This window comes from Agrobacterium sp. SORGH_AS_0745 (assembly GCF_030818995.1).
GTDB classification, from domain to species: Bacteria; Pseudomonadota; Alphaproteobacteria; order Rhizobiales; family Rhizobiaceae; genus Agrobacterium; species Agrobacterium tumefaciens.
Genome location: NZ_JAUTBI010000001.1, coordinates 711,113 through 730,514, shown reverse-complemented (window position 1 = coordinate 730,514; position 19,402 = coordinate 711,113). Strand labels below are relative to the sequence as shown.

17 protein-coding genes and 1 pseudogene are annotated in these 19,402 nt (G+C 59.2%); 14 read left to right on the top strand and 4 right to left on the bottom strand.

Annotated features, from left to right (window positions below):
* Positions 1–13: 13 nt before the first annotated feature.
* Positions 14–688 (bottom strand): GntR family transcriptional regulator, encoded by a 675-nt coding sequence (locus QE432_RS03225; protein WP_004431944.1) that lies wholly within the window; start codon positions 686–688, stop codon positions 14–16.
* Between the two features lie 283 nt (positions 689–971).
* On the opposite strand from QE432_RS03225, the gene QE432_RS03220 reads away from it, so the two are divergent.
* Positions 972–2,090, top strand: a complete 1,119-nt coding sequence (locus QE432_RS03220) for a mandelate racemase/muconate lactonizing enzyme family protein (RefSeq protein WP_004431946.1) — start codon at positions 972–974, stop codon at positions 2,088–2,090.
* A gap of 145 nt (positions 2,091–2,235) precedes the next feature.
* Here QE432_RS03220 and QE432_RS03215 read toward each other — a convergent pair whose 3' ends face one another.
* Both QE432_RS03215 and QE432_RS03210 read right to left on the bottom strand, forming a co-directional pair.
* A complete protein-coding gene (locus QE432_RS03215; protein WP_004431948.1) occupies positions 2,236–3,258 on the bottom strand; it encodes an LLM class flavin-dependent oxidoreductase in 1,023 nt (340 codons plus the stop codon).
* Positions 3,259–3,392: 134 nt separating this feature from the next.
* Positions 3,393–4,323 (bottom strand): annotated as a pseudogene (locus QE432_RS03210) (LysR family transcriptional regulator).
* Positions 4,324–4,543: 220 nt separating this feature from the next.
* Here QE432_RS03210 and QE432_RS03205 point away from each other — a divergent pair.
* From QE432_RS03205 to QE432_RS03145, 13 genes are all read left to right on the top strand, one after another.
* Positions 4,544–5,752 carry an ABC transporter substrate-binding protein gene (locus QE432_RS03205; protein ID WP_004431951.1) on the top strand — a complete coding sequence of 403 codons (1,209 nt, stop codon included), beginning with the start codon at positions 4,544–4,546 and terminating at the stop codon, positions 5,750–5,752.
* A 14-nt stretch (positions 5,753–5,766) separates the two neighbouring features.
* On the top strand, positions 5,767–6,552 hold the full coding sequence (locus QE432_RS03200; RefSeq protein ID WP_025595206.1) for an ABC transporter ATP-binding protein: 786 nt from the start codon (positions 5,767–5,769) through the stop codon (positions 6,550–6,552).
* A 1-nt stretch (position 6,553) separates the two neighbouring features.
* Entirely contained in the window at positions 6,554–7,255 is a 702-nt protein-coding gene (locus QE432_RS03195; protein WP_004431956.1) for an ABC transporter ATP-binding protein, read from the top strand.
* A 2-nt stretch (positions 7,256–7,257) separates the two neighbouring features.
* Positions 7,258–8,145, top strand: coding sequence for a branched-chain amino acid ABC transporter permease (locus QE432_RS03190; RefSeq protein ID WP_004431959.1), 888 nt, complete (start codon positions 7,258–7,260; stop codon positions 8,143–8,145).
* Position 8,146: 1 nt separating this feature from the next.
* Positions 8,147–9,154 carry a branched-chain amino acid ABC transporter permease gene (locus QE432_RS03185; RefSeq protein ID WP_004431962.1) on the top strand — a complete coding sequence of 336 codons (1,008 nt, stop codon included), beginning with the start codon at positions 8,147–8,149 and terminating at the stop codon, positions 9,152–9,154.
* Between the two features lie 73 nt (positions 9,155–9,227).
* Positions 9,228–10,823, top strand: a complete 1,596-nt coding sequence (locus QE432_RS03180) for a GMC family oxidoreductase (protein WP_004431964.1) — start codon at positions 9,228–9,230, stop codon at positions 10,821–10,823.
* 13 nt (positions 10,824–10,836) lie between these two features.
* Positions 10,837–11,721, top strand: a complete 885-nt coding sequence (gene mmsB / locus QE432_RS03175; RefSeq protein ID WP_025595203.1) for a 3-hydroxyisobutyrate dehydrogenase — start codon at positions 10,837–10,839, stop codon at positions 11,719–11,721.
* On the top strand, positions 11,718–13,673 hold the full coding sequence (locus tag QE432_RS03170) for an acetoacetate--CoA ligase (RefSeq protein WP_306623353.1): 1,956 nt from the start codon (positions 11,718–11,720) through the stop codon (positions 13,671–13,673). Before mmsB ends, QE432_RS03170 begins: the two co-directional genes overlap by 4 nt.
* A gap of 4 nt (positions 13,674–13,677) precedes the next feature.
* Positions 13,678–14,463: a 3-hydroxybutyrate dehydrogenase gene (locus QE432_RS03165; protein ID WP_306623931.1), complete on the top strand. Its 786-nt coding sequence runs from the start codon at positions 13,678–13,680 to the stop codon at positions 14,461–14,463.
* 117 nt (positions 14,464–14,580) lie between these two features.
* Complete coding sequence (locus QE432_RS03160) at positions 14,581–15,624, top strand: helix-turn-helix domain-containing protein (protein WP_050923926.1); 1,044 nt, start codon at positions 14,581–14,583, stop codon at positions 15,622–15,624.
* A 155-nt stretch (positions 15,625–15,779) separates the two neighbouring features.
* The gene (locus tag QE432_RS03155) at positions 15,780–16,064 is read left to right on the top strand and encodes a hypothetical protein (protein WP_004431978.1); all 285 of its coding nucleotides are present in this window, start codon (positions 15,780–15,782) and stop codon (positions 16,062–16,064) included.
* Between the two features lie 71 nt (positions 16,065–16,135).
* A complete protein-coding gene (locus QE432_RS03150) occupies positions 16,136–16,366 on the top strand; it encodes a hypothetical protein (RefSeq protein WP_004431981.1) in 231 nt (76 codons plus the stop codon).
* 104 nt (positions 16,367–16,470) lie between these two features.
* Positions 16,471–18,807, top strand: a complete 2,337-nt coding sequence (locus QE432_RS03145; RefSeq protein ID WP_019566511.1) for a glucose/quinate/shikimate family membrane-bound PQQ-dependent dehydrogenase — start codon at positions 16,471–16,473, stop codon at positions 18,805–18,807.
* 80 nt (positions 18,808–18,887) lie between these two features.
* Here QE432_RS03145 and QE432_RS03140 read toward each other — a convergent pair whose 3' ends face one another.
* The gene (locus tag QE432_RS03140; protein WP_004431986.1) at positions 18,888–19,388 is read right to left on the bottom strand and encodes a YciE/YciF ferroxidase family protein; all 501 of its coding nucleotides are present in this window, start codon (positions 19,386–19,388) and stop codon (positions 18,888–18,890) included.
* Positions 19,389–19,402: the final 14 nt, after the last annotated feature.

The following is a 19,402-nucleotide window of genomic DNA, read 5'->3' as shown; positions in this document are numbered from 1 at the left end:
TGCGGGGGTACGCTCAGGCGCCGGCCTCTCTCAGCAGACGCACCTGCCGCAGCGTATTCTGCCGGCTACGCTCCAGATGGCGCCATAGGGCGTCGATAATCTGGGCCTTGCTGCGGGCGGCTATGGCGTCGGCAATGTTCTGGTGTTCCTCGACAGAGCGGGCGTAGTCGCCAAGGATCGATACGAAAACCGTGTGGGTCTGGTCGAGAATGCGCCCATGCGTGCCGGAAATGACCGGAATGCGCGCGGCCGAAACAAGGGCCGTGTGGAAGCTGCGATCGTGAAACAGCGCTTTGGAGAGATCGTCCAGCGTCGCGCTCGTGGCAAATTCACGGTGTTTCGCAAGGCTTTCCAGAAGCTGCGCATGCAAGGCTTCGTCCAGCTGCCCGGCATCGAAGGCCACTTCCACAGCGCCTTTTTCCAGCAGCATTCTGGCGGCGTAGAGTTCTTCCACATCCTCCACGGTAAAATCGCGCACCACCATGCCGCGCCTTGAGGAATTGACCACCAGCCCGTCTGCCTCGAGTTTCAGGCATGCTTCCTTGACCGGCGTGGGGCTGATGCCGAGATCGGCGGCAAGTTCGTTGGGCAACAGCCGTTCGCCGCCGCGCAATCTGCCGCTGACGATGCGCGCCCGCAGTTCCTGATGCGCTTGGTCGGCGAGCGTGACTTTGATCAGTGTGTTCATGGCAACACCATCACCTAACCGCGAGTGACAGGCAATGACAGAATATAAAAAATAAAAAATTTTTTATTTTACAATGGTCGATTTTGCTTTAGCTGTATCCGTCATCGGAAGCTGGCTGCTGGAGGAGGGTGGCCGGGCAATCCCCTGAGGCTTCATCTCCTGCGGTCATTGATCGCGGGGCCGTGGCGACATTCCACTGGTTGATCGGTAGAGCTTCGATCAGAACGGAACTTCCGTTTATTCCTCCCCAAAGGCTGCTCAAGCGTCGAGGAATTGACCGATCATGAAAATAACCGCTGTCGAACCTTTCATCCTGCATCTGCCGCTGACATCGGAATCCATTTCCGATTCCACCCACAGCATCACCCATTGGGGCGTCGTCGGCGCAAAAATTACGACGAGTGACGGCCTTGAGGGATACGGCTTCACCGGCACCCATGCGCATCTGCCGTCCGACCGGTTGATCACATCCTGCATCAGCGATTGCTATGCGCCTCTGCTGATCGGCGAGGATGCATCCGAACATTCGCGGCTGTGGACAAAACTTGCCCGTTATCCGTCCCTGCAATGGGTCGGCCGCGCGGGCATCACCCATCTGGCGCTGGCTGCGGTCGATGTGGCGCTCTGGGATCTGAAGGCGAAGAAGGCGGGCGTTCCACTCTGGCAATACCTCGGCGGCGCGCACACCACAGGGGTCGAAGCTTACAATACCGATATAGGCTGGCTTTCCTTCAATCTCGAAAATCTGCTGGCGGGCAGCGCCAGGGCAGTTGAAGAGGAAGGTTTTACCCGCCTGAAAATCAAGGTCGGGCACGATGATCCGAATATTGATATCGGACGCCTCGCGGCGGTGCGCAAGCGTCTCGGCTCCGCGATACGCATCGCTATCGATGGCAACGGCAAGTGGGATCTGCCGACATGCCAGCGCTTCTGCGCGGCGGCAAAGGATCTGGATATCTATTGGTTCGAAGAACCGCTCTGGTACGACGATGTGACCAGCCACGCGCGGCTGGCACGCAACACATCCATTCCCATCGCTCTCGGAGAGCAGCTTTATACGGTGGATGCGTTCCGGTCATTCATCGACGCGGGCGCTGTTGCCTATGTCCAGCCGGATGTAACCCGGCTTGGCGGCATCACCGAATATATCCAGGTCGCTGACCTCGCGCTCGCCAATCGCCTGCCTGTCGTTCCGCATGCCGGTGAGATGAGTCAGGTGCATGTGCATCTGAGTTACTGGCATCCGGCATCGACCATCCTCGAATATATTCCGTGGATCAAGGACCATTTCGAAGAGCCGATCCATGTTCGCGATGGTGTTTACAAGCGCCCGGAGCATCCCGGCGCCAGCACCACGCCTTTGGCCGAAAGCATCGCCCGCTACGGCAAAGCGGTGAAATGAAACAGAGGCGTTCAGCCCGGATTGCATCCGGCCACGGGGCTTCGGCGTCGTCAAAGGAATCGTGCGCTATCGAAGACTTGATCGCACCGTCACCCAGAATCTAATCCGGGGTGACGGTGTGGGCTTGATGCAGGTTTTGCCAGACTTAGCGCCAGCCGAGTGCAGGAGCCACCTGTTTGAGGATCGTCTCGATAACATGGGCGTTGTAGTCGACGCCCAGCTGGTTCGGCACGGTCAGCAACAGTGTGTCGGCCTCGGCGATAGCTTCGTCGGCTTTTAGCTGCTCGATCAATGCTTCCGGTTCGGCGGCGTAGCTGCGCCCGAAGATCGCGCGCGTCTTGTCGTCGATGTAACCGATCTTGTCGTCACCCTCGCTGCCGTAACCGAAATAGGATCGGTCGCGATCGCTGACGAGAGCGAAGATGCTGCGGCTGACAGACACGCGAGGCTCGCGGGCGTGTCCAGCCTCTTTCCATGCGGCGCGGTAAGCACGGATCTGTTCGGCCTGCTGCACATGGAAGGGTTCGCCGGTCTCATCCGTTTTCAGGGTGGAGCTTTGAAGGTTCATGCCAAGCTTTGCCGCCCAAACCGCCGTCGCATTGGAGCTGGAACCCCACCAGATGCGCTCGCGCAACCCTTCGGAGTGCGGCTCCAGCCGCAGCAGGCCGGGCGGGTTGGGAAACATCGGCCGAGGGTTCGGCTCGGCGAAACCTTCGCCCTTCAGAAGCTCGAGGAAGACTTCGGTGTGCTGGCGCGCCATGTCCTCCTCGGTCTGGCCCTCGGCAGGGCGGTAGCCGAAATAGCGCCAGCCGTCGATCACCTGTTCGGGAGAACCGCGACTGATGCCGAGTTGCAGGCGTCCGCCGGCGATGAGATCGGCTGAACTCGCATCCTCCACCATGTAAAAGGGGTTCTCATAACGCATGTCGATGACGCCGGTGCCGATCTCGATACTTTTCGTTCTTGCGCCAACGGCGGCAAGCAGCGGAAAAGGTGATCCCAACTGGCGGGCGAAGTGGTGGACACGGAAATAAGCGCCGTCGGCGCCGAGTTCTTCCGCAGCAACGGCCAGGTCTATCGATTGCAGCAGGGTGTCTGCAGCAGAGCGGGTCTGCGACTGGGGCGAGGGCGTCCAGTGTCCGAAGGATAGAAATCCGATCTTTTTCATGATGACCTTCCAAATGTTTAGGATGCAGCTGACTTGAGCCGGCATCGTTGTTGTCAGTCATATAGGCTGCAGTGCGGATTCTCCAATCCGCCACGCGTAGACACGGTGTCGCCGAAATGTGAACGACGGTTGTTTCAGGCGATCGTCTTGCGGTCGAGGATGAAGAGATTTTGGTGGGCGCGCGCCGTCGTGAGAATGAAATCCATCAGCGAGCGCACGCGCGGCACATTGGCAAGGTCCTGATGGCTTGTCAGCCAGTAACCCCGCCGCAGTTCCACTTCACCTGCCAGCACCATCTGCAGGTCCGGAAAGCGTGCGGCGATGAAGTTGGGCAATATGCAAAGGCCACGTCCGCTCAGCGTTGCAGTCAACTGCGCAAAAATGCTTGATGACTGGAAGTTGGGTCGGAGGCCGGGCATCACGTCGCGCATGTAATCGAGGCCCGGCGAGAAGATCAGATCCTGCACGTAACCGATAAAGAAATGATCGGGCAAATCTTCGCGCCGCGTGATTTTCGGGTGGCTGGCAAGATAGGAACGCGATGCGTAGATATGCAGCGTGTAATCGACGATCTGTTCGTTGATGTAGGGGCCTGCTTTCGGCGGATCGAGTGTGACCGCCACATCCGCTTCTTTCTTCGACAATGCCATGATCTGCTGGATCGTAACCATCTCCACCATGATGTGCGGATGGGTGACGGCGAAGTCTTTCAGCCTTTCCACGAAGAAAAAGTTGGGAAAAACCTTCAGGCGCACTGAGCCTGACCACGCCGCGCAGCAGGCTGCCGCTTTCGGAAATATCCGATTGCAATCTTTCCGCTTCCGCCTCGATGCGCTCGACGGTATCGACCAGGCGCCGCCCGACCGTCGTCAGTTCGTAACCACGTGGATTTCGCTCGAACAGCTTGGTTTTAAGCGAGAATTCCAGCCGGTCGATGTGGCGGGAGACGGTGGCGTGGCTGGTGCGCAGGCTACGCGCTGCCGATGAAAGTTGTCCGGTGCGGGCCACCGCCAGAAAATATTGCAGGTCGTCCCAGGTAAAAGGCGTGGCCAATTCGGTCTCCATTGCGAGGTCTGTTCAAAAATGAACAGTTCCTGTTCGCAATTTGATGATGCCCCGCTCTTGTGTCAACGGCCGAATTCGAGAAGTCTACATAGGGAGGCGCTGCTTTGAGGAGGGTGGCGCGACCGTTGTGATGCAACACCGTGGGACGATCGCCATGCGCCTTCGTTCACCGTTGCACAGACCTATCTGAGGCTCGCAATCATCTCTGGGAGGAGAAGTCATGCGCAAGAGTATCGTTTTATCCACGGCCATGGCACTGGCGGCAGGCACCGCCGCTTACGCTGCCGAGATTTCGGACGCCAAGGTCAAGATCGGCATCTTGAACGACCAGTCGGGCGTCTACGCCAATTTTGGCGGCAAATACTCTTATGAGGCCGCGAAGATGGCGGTCGAGGATTTTGGCGGCAAGGTGCTGGGCGCGCCGGTGGAAGTGGTAACGGCTGACCACCAGAACAAGGCGGATGTCGCCTCCAACATCGCCCGGCAGTGGTACGACACCGAACAGGTCGATTCGATCATGGAACTGACCTCTTCCTCGGTCGGCCTTGCCGTGCAGGCTCTCTCGAAGGACAAAAAGAAGATCACCATCAACACGGGCGCTGCGACCACGGAACTGACGGGCAAGCAGTGCAGCCCCTATGGTTTCCACTGGGCCTACGACACCTATTCGCTGGCAGTCGGCACCGGCGGTGCGCTGGTGAAACAGGGCGGCGACAGCTGGTTCTTTCTGACTGCGGATTACGCCTTCGGTTATTCGCTGGAAGAAAACACGTCCAACTTCGTCAAGGCCAATGGCGGCAAGGTGCTGGGTTCCGTGCGCCATCCGCTGGCCTCTACGGATTATTCCTCCTTCCTGTTGCAGGCGCAGTCATCAGGCGCGAAGGTCATCGGCCTTGCCAATGCCGGTCTCGACACCTCCAACGCCATCAAGCAGGCCGCTGAATTCGGTATCGTTGCGGGCGGGCAGCGGCTGGCGGCCCTTCTCTTTACGCTTGCCGAAGTGCACGGCCTCGGTCTCGAAGCGGCTCAGGGCCTGACGCTGACGGAAGGGTTCTATTGGGACCGCGACGATGAATCGCGCAAATTCGGCGAACGGTTCAAGGAACGCACCGGCGCCATGCCGAACATGGTCCACGCTGGTACCTATTCCGCCGTGCTGCATTACCTGAAGGCCATCGATAAGGCCGGCACCGACGATGCTGACGCCGTGGCAAAGGCCATGAAGGAAATGCCTGTCAACGACGTCTTCTCGAAGGATGGCCATGTGGCCGCCAATGGCCGCATGATCCACGACATGTATCTGATGGAAGTGAAGAAGCCGGATGAGAGCAAGCAGCCGTGGGACTACTACAAGGTGCTTGCCACGATCCCCGGCAAGGAAGCCTTCATGGACCCCGCAAAAAGCGGTTGCCCGCTGGTAACGCAGTAAAAAGGGGGAACTTCATGATGATCGCTCCCGCCCCTGCCGGTCAGGCGGAACCCCGCGTCGTGCTTTCGGCGCGCGGTCTCTCCAAGACCTTCGGCGCATTCGCGGCCGTGAAAAACGTCGATCTCGACGTCCATCATGCCCGCGTGCATGCACTTATTGGTCCGAACGGCGCCGGCAAAACCACGGTCTTCAACCTGTTGACCAAGTTTCTCCAGCCGACAGGCGGGGCGATCACCTTCATGGGAACGGATATAACAAAGACGCCGCCGGACAAGGTGGCGCGGCTCGGTCTCGTCAGGTCTTTCCAGATATCGGCGGTGTTTCCGCATCTGACGGTTCTTGAGAACGTTCGGGTGGCGTTGCAGCGGCCGAATAACCTTTCAACGCAATTCTGGCTGCCGCTCTCTTCACTCGACAGGCTCAATGCACGTGCCGAGGAGTTGATCGCAACGGTTGGCCTGACACGGGAAAAAAATGCACTTGCGGCCGATCTTTCCTACGGTCGCAAGCGCGTTCTTGAAATCGCCACGACGCTTGCGCTCGACCCGAAGGTATTGCTTCTCGATGAGCCGATGGCGGGCATGGGGGGCGAGGATGTCGCGCATGTCGCCGATCTCATCCGCGAAGTGGCCAAAACGCGCGCGGTGCTGATGGTCGAACACAATCTGAAGGTCGTGGCGGATATCTGCCATCAGGTCACGGTGCTGCAGCGGGGCGAAATTCTGGCGGAAGGCGATTACGCCACCGTATCCGCCGATCCGCGCGTGCGTACGGCCTATATGGGCACGGAGGAGGCGTGATATGGCGGCAATGCTCGAAGTCTCCAACCTGAAATCCTGGTACGGCGAAAGCCAGGCGCTGCACGGTGTCGATCTGACCGTCGGCGAAGGCGAAACCATCACCATTCTCGGGCGCAATGGGGTTGGCAAGACCACGACGCTGCGCACCATCATGGGCATCATCCGCAACCGCAAGGGCGTGATCAAGCTCGGCGGCAAGGATCTGATGCCGGTGCCGTTGCATCGCACGGCGAAATACGGCCTCGGTTTCGTGCCGGAAGAGCGCGGCATCTTCGCGACACTGAGCGTCGAGGAAAATCTGAAACTGCCGCCCGTCGTCGCATCCGGCGGCATGACGCTCGATGAAATCTACGAGCTGTTTCCCAATCTTTACGAACGCCGGGCGAGCCCCGGCACCAAGCTTTCCGGCGGCGAACAGCAGATGCTGGCCATGGCGCGCATCCTGCGCACAGGGGTCAAGGTTCTCCTGCTCGATGAGCCGACCGAAGGGCTTGCGCCTGTAATCGTGCAGCGCATCGGTGAGGTGCTGAAGACCTTGAAAAGTCGTGGCATGACAGTGGTTCTGGTCGAGCAGAATTTCCGCTTCGCCAGCCGCATCGCAGATCGTTTCTACCTGATGGATCATGGCCAGATGGTCAGCAATTTTCCGGTGGGCGAGCTTTCCGGCCGCATGGGCGAACTCAATAAAGTGCTGGGGGTTTAACGATGACCATGCTCTTCGGCGTTCCGCTTCAGGCCCTGCTCGGGCAATTGCTGATCGGCCTCATCAACGGGTCGTTTTATGCGCTCCTGTCGCTCGGCCTTGCCGTCATTTTCGGCCTCCTGCGCGTCATCAATTTCGCCCATGGCGCCCAATATATGCTTGGCGCTTTCGTCGCCTTTCTCGGCCTGCAATATTTCGGCATCAGCTTCTGGTGGGCACTGGTGGTGACGCCGCTTGTCGTTGCACTTTTCGGCGCGATCATCGAGCGCCTGCTACTGTCGCGGCTTTACGATCTCGATCCGCTGTATGGGCTGCTCTTCACCTTCGGCCTGGCGCTGGTGGTGGAAGGCACGTTCCGCTGGCTGTATGGTGCGGCGGGTCAACCTTATTCGGTTCCGCGCGAGCTTGCCGGCGGCACCAATCTCGGCTTCATGTTCCTGCCGAACTACCGCGCTTTCGTTGTCGTCATCTCGCTTGTCGCCTGCATCGCCACCTGGGCGTTGATCGAAAAAACGCGGCTCGGCTCCTATCTGCGGGCGGCGACGGAAAATCCGACACTGGTGCAGGCCTTCGGTATCAACGTGCCTGTGCTCCTGACGCTGACCTACGCGCTGGGTGCGGGCCTTGCCGGCTTCACCGGCGTGCTGGCCGCGCCGATCTATCAGGTCTCACCGCTGATGGGCACCAACCTCATCATCGTCGTCTTCGCCGTCGTCGTGGTCGGCGGCATGGGGTCGATCATGGGCGCCATCGTCACCGGCTACATGCTGGGTATCGCTGAAGGCCTGACCAAGGTGTTCTACCCGGAAGCGTCCAACATCGTCATCTTCGTCATCATGGCCTTTGTGCTGCTCATCCGCCCCGCCGGACTTTTCGGAAAGGACGCCTGATATGTCCAAAGCCACTCACAACCCGACAGCCGGCGCGATGCCGCAGGCCGAGGTTTCCGCAACCGCTGGAACCATCAAGACCGTGATGATACTGGCAGGATTGGCCGTGCTGATCGCTGCACCGATGTTCGTTTATCCGATCTTTCTGATGAAGCTGCTTTGCTTCGCGCTGTTTGCCTGCGCCTTCAATCTGCTGATCGGTTACACCGGGCTGCTTTCCTTCGGCCATGCGGCATTTTTCGGCGGCGCTGCCTATTTCACCGCCTATTCGGTGAAGGAATGGGGCGTCACGCCCGAGATCGGCCTCCTCATCGGCATGGCGGGTGCCGCCCTTCTTGGCCTCGTCATCGGCTTTTTCGCCATTCGCCGGCAGGGCATCTATTTCGCCATGATCACGCTTGCCTTGTCGCAGATGTTTTATTTTTTCTGCCTTCAAGCACCCTTCACCCATGGTGAGGACGGATTGCAGGGCGTACCGCGTGGACACCTCTTCGGCCTTCTCGATCTCAACGCGCCGCTGAACATTTACTACACGGTGCTGGCCGCCTTCGTGCTGGCACTTCTCGTCATCTGGCGTTTCGTCAACTCGCCCTTCGGCATGATCCTGAAATCCATCCGCGAAAACGAGCAGCGCGCCATTTCTCTTGGATACAGCGTGCAGCGTTACAAGCTTGGTGCTTTCGTCATGTCGGCGGCGCTTGCCGGTCTTGCGGGCGGCCTGAAGGCGCTGGTGTTCCAGTTCGCAACCTTGACCGATGTGGCCTGGCAGATGTCGGGCGAGGTTATCCTGATGACCCTGCTCGGCGGCATTGGCACCATGATCGGCCCGATCTTCGGTGCGGGGCTTGTCGTCGCGCTGCAGAACTATCTCGCGACATCCGATTTCCCGGTCACCATCATCACCGGCCTCGTTTTCATGGCCTGCGTTCTGGTGTTCCGGCGCGGTCTGATCGGTGAATTTTACGCTTCGCGGCTCGGGCGAAAACTGGGTTTTCAGCACCGGGGATAAGAATTTTTTGAAACAGGGGGAAGGCTCCTCCGCGTCCGGGGCGACGCGGCAAGGGCGCCCCATGGAGAATAGCATGGCGGAATTTGACTATATCGTCATCGGAGCGGGAAGTGCGGGATGCGTTCTCGCCAACCGCCTCTCGAAAGACCCGAACAATCGCGTCCTGCTGCTGGAAGCGGGTGGCAACGATAATTATCATTGGATCCATATTCCGGTCGGTTATCTCTATTGCATCAACAATCCGCGCACCGACTGGTGTTTCAAGACGGCGGAAGAACCTGGGCTTAACGGAAGGTCGTTGATCTATCCTCGCGGCAAGGTTCTCGGCGGCTGCTCCTCCATCAACGGCATGATCTATATGCGCGGTCAGGCCCGCGACTACGATGTCTGGCGTCAACTCGGCTGCGAGGGTTGGGGATGGGATGATATCCTGCCCTATTTCCTGAAGTCGGAGGATTTTTATCGCGGCAAGGGCGACATGCATTCCACCGGCGGCGAATGGCGGGTGGAGAAGGCGCGCGTGCGCTGGGATGTGCTTGATGCCTTTCAGCAGGCGGCGGGTGAGGCCGGCATTCCTGCGACCGAAGATTTCAACCGGGGCGACAATGAAGGCGCCGGTTATTTCGATGTGAACCAGCGGTCGGGCTGGCGCTGGAACACGGCCAAGGCCTTTTTGAAACCGGCGCTTGGCCGCCGGAATTTGACAGTCATGACCAAGGCCCATGTCAAGCGTCTCATCGTCGAAGAGGGCCTGGTCACAGGCGTCGAGTTTCACCACGACGGCGTCTTGAAAAAGATGCGTGCACGGCGCGAAACGGTGCTTTCGGCAGGTGCAGTCGGTTCACCACACATTCTGGAGCTTTCCGGCGTTGGCCGCGGCGACGTGTTGCAGGCCGCCGGTATCGACACAGTGACGGAAGTTCAAGGTGTGGGCGAGAACCTGCAGGATCATCTGCAATTGCGCATGGTCTATAAGGTTTCAGGCGTCCTGACGCTGAATGAGAGGGCCTCCACGCTGTTCGGAAAGGCAAGGATCGGCCTCGAATATGCTTTGACCCGCTCCGGGCCGATGTCGATGGCGCCGAGCCAGCTTGGTGTCTTCACCCGTTCCTCTCCGGAAAAGGAGACGGCGGATCTGGAATATCATGTCCAGCCGGTGTCACTCGACAAGTTTGGTGATCCGGTTCACACTTTTCCGGCCATTACGGCAAGTGTCTGCAATCTGCGGCCCGAAAGCCGAGGCTCAGTGCATGTGAAAGGACCGGATTTCGCCATGCAGCCGGAAATCCGACCGAATTATCTGTCGACGGAAGGCGACCGCCGGGTAGCCATCGATTCCATGCGGCTGACGCGCCGCATCGTCAACCAGCCCGCCTTTTCGCGGTTCAAACCGCAGGAATACCGGCCCGGCCCCACTTTTGAGAATGACGACGATCTGGCCCGCGCTGCGGGCGATATCGGCACGACCATATTCCACCCCGTCGGCACCCTGCGCATGGGCTCCGATGCCGAAAGTGTTGTCGATACGCGGCTGAAATTCCGCAAGCTTGCAGGGCTGCGTGTGGCGGACGCCTCCATCATGCCGAGGATCACGTCCGGAAATACCAATTCGCCAACGATCATGATTGCCGAAAAGGCTGCCGACATGATCCTTGCGGATAATCGCTAAGAGGAGCGTTCCCATGAAGACCGTCGCTTTTATCGGACTTGGCCATATGGGCCTGCCGATGGCCGCCAATCTCGTCAAGGCCGGTTATGCCGTCAGGGGTTTCGACCTTTCCGAGGCATGCCGCGCGGCGGCGAGGGAGGCCGGAATTCCCGTCGCTTTTGATTCTGCAGAAGCCATTGATGCGGCAGAAGTGATCGTAACCATGCTGCCGAAGGGGGAACATGTTGTTTCGGTATATGGCGATCTGGTGCAGAAAATAGCTGCCGGAACGCTTCTCATCGATTGCTCGACGGTGGATATGGACAGCGCCCTGAAGGCACACGAGCTTGCCGCTTCCGCCGGTTGCCCCTCCGTCGACGCGCCTGTATCTGGCGGTACGGGCGGTGCCAGTGCCGGCACCTTGACCTTCATGTGTGGCGGAGAGGCTGAGGCTTTCTCGGCGGCCAAGCCGGTGCTGGAAGCCATGGGCAAGAAGATCGTCCATTGCGGCAAGGGCGGCAACGGCCAGGCGGCCAAGATCTGTAACAACATGATCCTCGGCATTTCCATGATTGCGGTTTCCGAGGCCTTCGTGCTGGGCGAAAAACTCGGCCTTTCGCATCAGGCGCTGTTCGATGTCGCCTCCACCTCATCGGGTCAATGCTGGTCGCTCACCACCTATTGCCCGGTGCCGGGACCAGTGCGGACATCACCGGCGAACAATGATTATCAACCGGGTTTCGCTGCGGCGCTGATGCTGAAGGATTTGCTACTCTCGCAGGCGGCCGCGAGTGGAGCCGGCGTTGCCACTCCACTCGGCGCCGCAGCATCGACGCTTTATGAGAACTTCGTGGGTGAGGGCGGTGGCGCGCGTGATTTTTCCGCAATCGTCGAAATGCTACGCGGAGGCGAGGCATGATGGACGCCACGCCGTCGGATATTCTGTGGGTACCGCCAATGGAAAGGCTGGAGCACTCGGCGCTTTTTGCCTTTGCCACAAGGACCTCATCGCTGCATGGGCTTTCGGCTGATGATTATTCCGGCCTGCTGCGCTGGTCCATTGAGGCACCGGATGCCTTTTACAATGCCCTGTGGGACGAGCTGGGGATCATCGGCACGCGCGGCGAAAGGGCCTTCAAGCCTGGCGCGACCATGCGGGAAGCCGAGTTTTATCCCGGCGCGAGGCTCAATTATGCCGAAAACCTGCTGCGCGATGCCGATAAACGGTTGGCGATCATCGCCCATCGAGATGATGGCACGCGGCGTGAAATCAGCCGCAGGCAGCTTTATGCGGATGTCTCCCTCATGGTGCAGGCGCTTGTCCACGCAGGCGTGAAGGAAGGCGATCGTATCGGCGCTATCGTCACCCACGATATCGAGGCGATCGTCGGTTATCTGGCAACGAGCGCCATCGGAGCCATCTGGTCGTCCTGTTCACCGGATTTCGGCCCGGCGGGAGCGTCCGACCGGCTCTCGCAGATCGATCCGAAAATCCTCATCGCCGTGCCGGAATACGGTTATGCCGGCAAGCGGATCGATGTCGGACCGACCATCCGCGCGGTGGTGGAAAGCGCTGCACCTCAAAAGATAGTGCTGATTGGTGACGTTGTTCCCGCCAGCCTTTCCGATCTCGGCTGCGTGACGTTGAATGATTTCGTTTCGCCCTTTGAGCCGGGTGAAATCGCGTTCAACCGGCTGCCGGTCAAGGCGCCGCTGGCGATCCTTTATTCCTCCGGCACCACCGGCAAGCCGAAATGCATCACCCATTCCGGCGGTGGCCTGCTTCTTCAGCATATGAAGGAGCAGAAGCTGCAATGCGATATCAGGCAAGGCGAACGTTTCTTCTATTTCACCACCTGCGGCTGGATGATGTGGAACTGGCAGGTGTCCGGCCTGGCGCTTGGCGCCACCCTCGTCACCTATGATGGCAATCCGGGTTATCCGTCGCCCGCGCGGCTGATCGATCTCATTGACGCCGAACGGATCGCGACCTTCGGAACATCGGCCAAATTTATCGACGCATGCCTGAAGGCAGGGTTGAAACCGCGCGAAACCCATGACCTTTCATCCCTTCGGACAATCCTTTCCACCGGCTCGCCGCTCATCCCGCAATCCTTCGATTATATCTATCGCGACTGGAAGGCCGATCTGCATCTCGCCTCCATTTCCGGCGGCACGGATATATGCGCCTGTTTCCTTGGCGGCAATCCGCTGCAACCTGTTCACCGTGGGGAGCTGCAGGGCGCGATGCTCGGTATGGATGTCGATACCCTGGACGACGAAGGCCATCCCGTTCGCGGCGTGGCTGGTGAGCTCGTCTGCCGCAATGCCCATCTTTCCATACCGGTCAAATTCTGGGGCGATGAGGACGGTTCTCGTTATCAGGCTGCCTATTTCGATCGCTTCCCGGGCATCTGGGCGCATGGCGATTTTGCCGAAATGCGTGCCACCGGCGGATATGTCATCCACGGGCGCTCGGATACGACGCTCAATCCCGGTGGGGTTCGCATCGGTACGGCGGAAATCTACCGTCAGGTGGAAGCAGTGCCGGAGGTCGAGGAAGCGATTGCCGTGGGTCAGGACATTGACGGTGACCAGCGGGTTATCCTCTTCGTGCGCCTTAAAGAGGGTGCAGCGCTGACGGAGGACCTCGAAAAGACCATCCGTACCCGCATCCGCTCGGGTGCTACGCCACGGCATGTTCCGGCAAGGATCATTGCCGTCACGGCCATTCCCCGTACGCGCTCGGGCAAGATTTCCGAAATCGCAGTTCGCGACACCATTCATGGCAGGCCGGTGAAAAACACCGACGCGCTCGCCAATCCCGAAGCGCTCGAGCTTTTCCGCAACCTGCCGCAACTGAAGGATTAGGATGATGGAGGATCAACCGAAAACCGTTCTGGTCACCGGCTCCACCAGCGGCATTGGCCTTGCCATCGCCAAACGTTTTGCCGAGGCGGGATTTCTCGTCGCCGTCCACGGCATAGAAACCGTGGAGGCGGCGACGCAGGCACTGGAGGCGGTTGCGAAGGTGGCGCGGCACCGGCCGGTCTATTTTTCTGCCAACCTCGCCAATTATGACGAGAGTGCACATCTGCCGGAAACCGTCATTGCCGAATTCGGTCACATTGACGTGCTCGTCAACAATGCCGGTATTCAGAAGGTCGCGCCGATCGACGAATTCGATTTCGCCGATTTCTCCCATATTGTCGCGATCTCCCTCGACAGCGCTTTTCATACGATCCGTGCAGCCCTGCCGGGCATGAAGGAAAGGGGTTGGGGGCGCATCGTCAATATTGCTTCCGCGCACGGGTTGCGCGCCTCACCCTTCAAGGGTCCCTATGTGGCGACGAAACATGCCGTGGTGGGCCTGACGAAAAGCGTGGCGCTGGAAGTGGCCGAACTTGGCATTACCTGCAACGCCATCTGCCCCGGTTACGTCTGGACGCCACTCGTCGCGTCGCAGGTTGCCGATCAGGCGCGCCTGCATGGCATGGGCGAGGATGAGGTGGTGAAGAAGGTGATGCTTGCGCCGCAGCCGACGCGACGTTTCGTGCAGCCGGAGGAAGTGGCGGAGATGGCGCTTTACCTCACCGGCGATATGGCGCGCTCCATCACCGGCACCACCATTTCCATCGATGGCGGCTGGACCGCTAAATAATTTTCGCGCATCCGGCTCAAGCGAACCATCTGCCGTCCTTCCGGTATTGTGAGGCGATTTCAATACTGTATAGTTTTGCGTGCGGCGGGGTCAGCGCCGTTTTCACGGAACAGCGGTATTATGAACACAGGGTTTTCGGAAGCTCCGTTAGCGCGCTCGCGTTTCGATACACGCCATGTGCCGAAGCGCGACGCCATGGCGCTGTGGCGGGATTCGATCAACGTGCTTTTTGATGCCCGCCTGCGCAGATCGCAGGATGACGGTTTTTTTGCTAGTGTCGATGCCGCCTTCATCGGCAATGTCGCGCTTGGCCGCACCCAGTCCTCGGCGCAGGATTTCGACCGCTCGCGCCACAAGATTGCCCGGGACGGGATGGACGGCTTTCTCCTGCAATTTTACGCCAGCGGCCAAAGCATGTCGCGGCGCGGAGCGGGCGAGACTGCCGGCCCGGGCGATCTCTACATCATTGACATGGCGCAGCCGCTGGCCACAGCCACAACCGATCACGATCATCTGAGCCTTGTCGTGCCGCGCCGGCTGCTGGAAGGCAGGCTCATCGGTTCCGGCAATAATCACGAGCGCGTGCTGCCGGCCGGTTTGCCGCTGGTATCTCTGCTGCGGGAAACGATGACCAGCGTTTACCGCCACTTTGACGTCATGAACGCCAATGACGGCGCGGCCACGGTCTCGCCATTGCTGGAGCTTGCCGCGGCTGCCATCAATAATCATGTCCGGGAAGACAATGCGCAGGGTGTTCAGCGGGCGCTGCGAGCATCCATCAGGCGCTATATCGACAATCATCTGCTCGATCCGGCCTTGTCGGTGGAAAAGGTCATGGGCGAGTTCGGCGTATCGCGACGCACCGTCTACCGGCTTTTCGAACCGCTGGGCGGGTTTTCGGCCTGTATCACCCATAGGCGCCTCGAACGGGCAATGGATTTCCTGCGGGCGCCGCAGTCGGCCCATATGACGATAGCTGAGGTGGCGGCGTCCTATGGCTTCACCAACCCGGAAAATTTCAGCCGCGTTTTCAAGAAGACCTTCGGCCTGTCGCCGCGTCAGATGCGGCATTTCGCATCCGAAAACCGCGATACCATACCGGATATTATCAAACCGGATAGCGCAGAGTGGACACGCTGGATCGTGCAGCTCGGTCGCTGACGCGATTGTTTCGAAGCCGATCTGACACTGTATGACGGAATGTTGGCACAATCCGACCATTCGTTCCGCTTGTACCTCCGCAGGGATGCGCTTGCGCGGCGGGCGTGCCACAGTAGGGACGTCGTTTTTAATAGATATTTCGCCTGACAATCATGATGATACGAATTCTCAATTTTCTGGAGATGCTGCCCGTATGGCGGGTGCGTCGCCGCGACACGACGAGATACCTCGAAGCCGCCGGCGACCAATGCGACTTTGAAACGGCGGGACCACCGCTGTGGCTGTCGATTTCTGAAAACCCGCCGGAAATCCAGTGCGAAACCGAAGACGTCAATCGCCGGCCACCATTCTCGTGGCTGGGGATTGGGCAAAGTTTCAGTGCGGTCGATGAGTTCGACGGTGCCGGTTGCGATAGACTTGCGGTCGCAGAGTACGGCTAAGCTGATTTTGCTGTCTGGAACAAACTGTGTCCCTGTGAATTAAATCACCAGGGTTACAGGGAGTGAGAGACATGGCCAGAGAAAATACCAGCTATCTTGGCGGTCGGCATGATCCGAAAAATGAAACCGCAACGCGGGCGCGGCAAGGGGTAAAAGGACGTCCGGTTCTTGTCATCCTGGTTGTCAGTCTGCTTCTCGCGCTGGTGGTCTGGACGGTCGTCGAATATGCGGTTTTCGAACCCGACGAGAACCGGCCGCAAAACGCTCAGACGGAGACTGCGCCGGCGCCACAAAACCCATAACCATCATGCCGTGAAATTTTTCACGGTGAATGTTGAGTTTGTATGGAACCAGATTGCCCCCAATTCCATTTCACGCAAAGTGACAGGAATCGGGGGTTTCATTCATGGCAGTCACCGTTACTGCGGTTATTCTATCGCTGATCGGCCTTGCGCTGTTCGGTTTTGGCTCTCAGCTCGTCATGTTGGGCGGGAGCTTCTATTACGTCCTTTCCGGTATGGCCTTCCTGTTGACAGCCATTCTGCTGTTCAAGCGTAACCGGGCAGCTCTCCACGTCTATGCCGTCTTCATTGTCGCGACACTCGCCTGGGCCCTCTGGGAAGTGGGTTTCGACTGGTGGCAACTTGGGCCGCGGGGTGGCTTCGTCATTCTTATCGGCCTGTGGTTGTTGGTGCCCTGGGTCAGGAAGCCTCTCGGTTTTTCAAGCCCGACAGGGCTGAATTACGGCCCGAACGCCTGGCCACTCGCGCTCTCCGTTCTCGCCTCCATTGTGGTGGCGGGATATTCGATGGCGCAGGATCCGCATGACCAGGCAGGGTCCTTGTCTGAGGAGAAGGTGGCGTCAGCTCCGATCTATGGCGGCGACGTGCCGGATGGCGATTGGCATCAATACGGCCGCACGCCTTATGGCCAGCGCTATTCGCCGCTGACGCAGGTCAATGTCGATAATGTTTCGCAGCTGAAGGAAGCGTGGCGGTACCAGACCGGCGACGTGAAGCTACCGGATGATGTGGGTGAAACCACCTATCAGGTAACGCCGCTCAAGATCGGCAATACGCTTTATATCTGCACGCCGCACAATTGGGCGATCGCCATTGATGCCGCCACCGGCAAGGAAAAATGGAAATACGACCCCAATGTCGGTCTTAACCCGGACCGCCAGCACCAGACGTGCCGCGGTGTTTCCTATTATGCCGAACCCAATGCCGCACAGGGCACCGCCTGCGCCCAGCGCGTTTACCTGCCGACCTCGGATGCGCGGCTGATTGCGCTTGATGCAGCGACCGGTCAGATTTGCACATCCTTTGCGGATCAGGGCGTGCTGCATCTGGAACAGGGCATGAAATACAATCCTGCCGGTTATTATTATTCGACCTCGCCGCCCGTGATCGCGGCGGGCAAGATCATCATCGGCGGTGCGGTGAACGATAACTACTCCACGCAGGAACAGTCCGGCGTCATCCGTGCGTTCGATGTGAACAGCGGCGCACTCATCTGGAACTGGGATTCCGGCAATCCGGAAAAGACCGAGCCGATTGCCGCAGGCGAAACCTACACTACCAACTCGCCGAACAGCTGGTCCGTGTTGAGCTACGACGAGGGGCTTGGCCTCGTTTACGTACCCCTCGGCAATCAGGTGCCGGACCAGCTTGGTATGGGTCGCAGCGAGAATGTGGAGAAATATTCCTCCTCCATCGTGGCGCTCGATATCAATACCGGCAAGGATCGCTGGGTGCGCCAGACGGTTCATCACGACCTCTGGGATATGGATGTGCCGGCCCAGCCGGTGCTGCTCGACATCACCAAGAACGGTCAAAGCGTTCCTGCACTCGTCGGCCCTACAAAGCAGGGCGATATCTACGTTCTGGACCGGCGCACGGGTGAGCCGCTTCTGCCGATTACGGAAGAACCGGCACCGGGCGGTACAATCCCTGAGGACTTCAGCTCCCCGACTCAGCCAACGACGGCGCTGTCGTTCAAGCCGGAGCCGCTGAAGGAAAAGGACATGTGGGGCGTCTCCATGTTCGATCAGCTCGCCTGCCGCATCCGCTTCCATCAGCTGAACTATCAGGGCCGCTATACGCCGCCCTCGCTGAACGGCTCCATCATCTATCCCGGCAATTTTGGCACGTTCAACTGGGGCAGCGTCGCGGTCGATCCCGAACGTCAGGTCATGTTCGGCATGCCGACATACCTTGCCTTTACCTCGCAGCTCGTGCCGCGCGCCGACATCCCGCCGAAGGGCCAGGACGAGAAGGGCAGTGAGCAGGGGCTGAACCGCAATGACGGTGCGCCCTATGGCGTCTTCATGGGACCGTTCCTCGGTCCGCTGAAAATCCCCTGCCAGGCACCGCCGTGGGGTTATGTCGCTGGTGCCGACCTGCGCACCGGCGATATCGCCTACAAGCACAAGAACGGCACGGTCCATGACATGACGCCGCTGCCGTTGCCCTTCAAGGTGGGCGTACCGGGCATTGGCGGGCCGATGATTACCAAGGGTGGCGTGGCCTTCCTCGGTGCTGCCGTCGACAACTATCTGCGCGCCTACAACCTCACCACCGGCAAACAGCTCTGGGAAGCACGTCTGCCGGCTGGCGGGCAGGCAACGCCCATGACCTATGCGCTGGATGGCGGCAAGCAATATGTTGTGATGGTTGCGGGTGGTCACGGCTCGGTTGGAACCAAGCCGGGCGACTATGTGATCGCCTATACCCTGCCGTAAAACGAGGCGGATTCAATCAAACAAAAAAAACCGGAATGGGTGACCATTCCGGTTTTTGCTTGTGCAGTTGGAAAAGGCGATCAGGCCGCCTTTTTCTGTGCTGCGGCATTGATCGATGTCTTGGCAAGCGCGCTCAGCGCATCGTCCGTCTTGGACTCTTCCTTCAGCGTCGCATCCAGCAGGGTAACGGCATTGGCATGACCAAGCTTTTCGGCCCATGCCTTCAGGGTGCCATAACGGGCGATTTCGTAATGTTCGACCGCCTGGGCTGAGGAAATGAGACCGGCATCGAGAGCTGCGGTGCCCTTGAAATCGTCCATAATCTCTTCGCCCTCGGCAATGATGCCCTGGATGGCCTCGCAGGTCTTACCCTGCGCCCGCTTGCCGATGATCTCGAACACTTCCTGCAGGCGTTCGATCTGGCCCTGCGTTTCTTCTTTGTGCTTTTCGAAGGCCTGTTTCAGCTTCGGGTCTGTCGCTGCCCGCGCCATTTTCGGCAGAGCTTTCAGGATCTGCCTTTCGGCGTAATAGATATCCTTCAGCGTATCGTAAAACAGGTCGTCGAGTTTTTTCTCGGCCATTGGTTCTTCTCCCA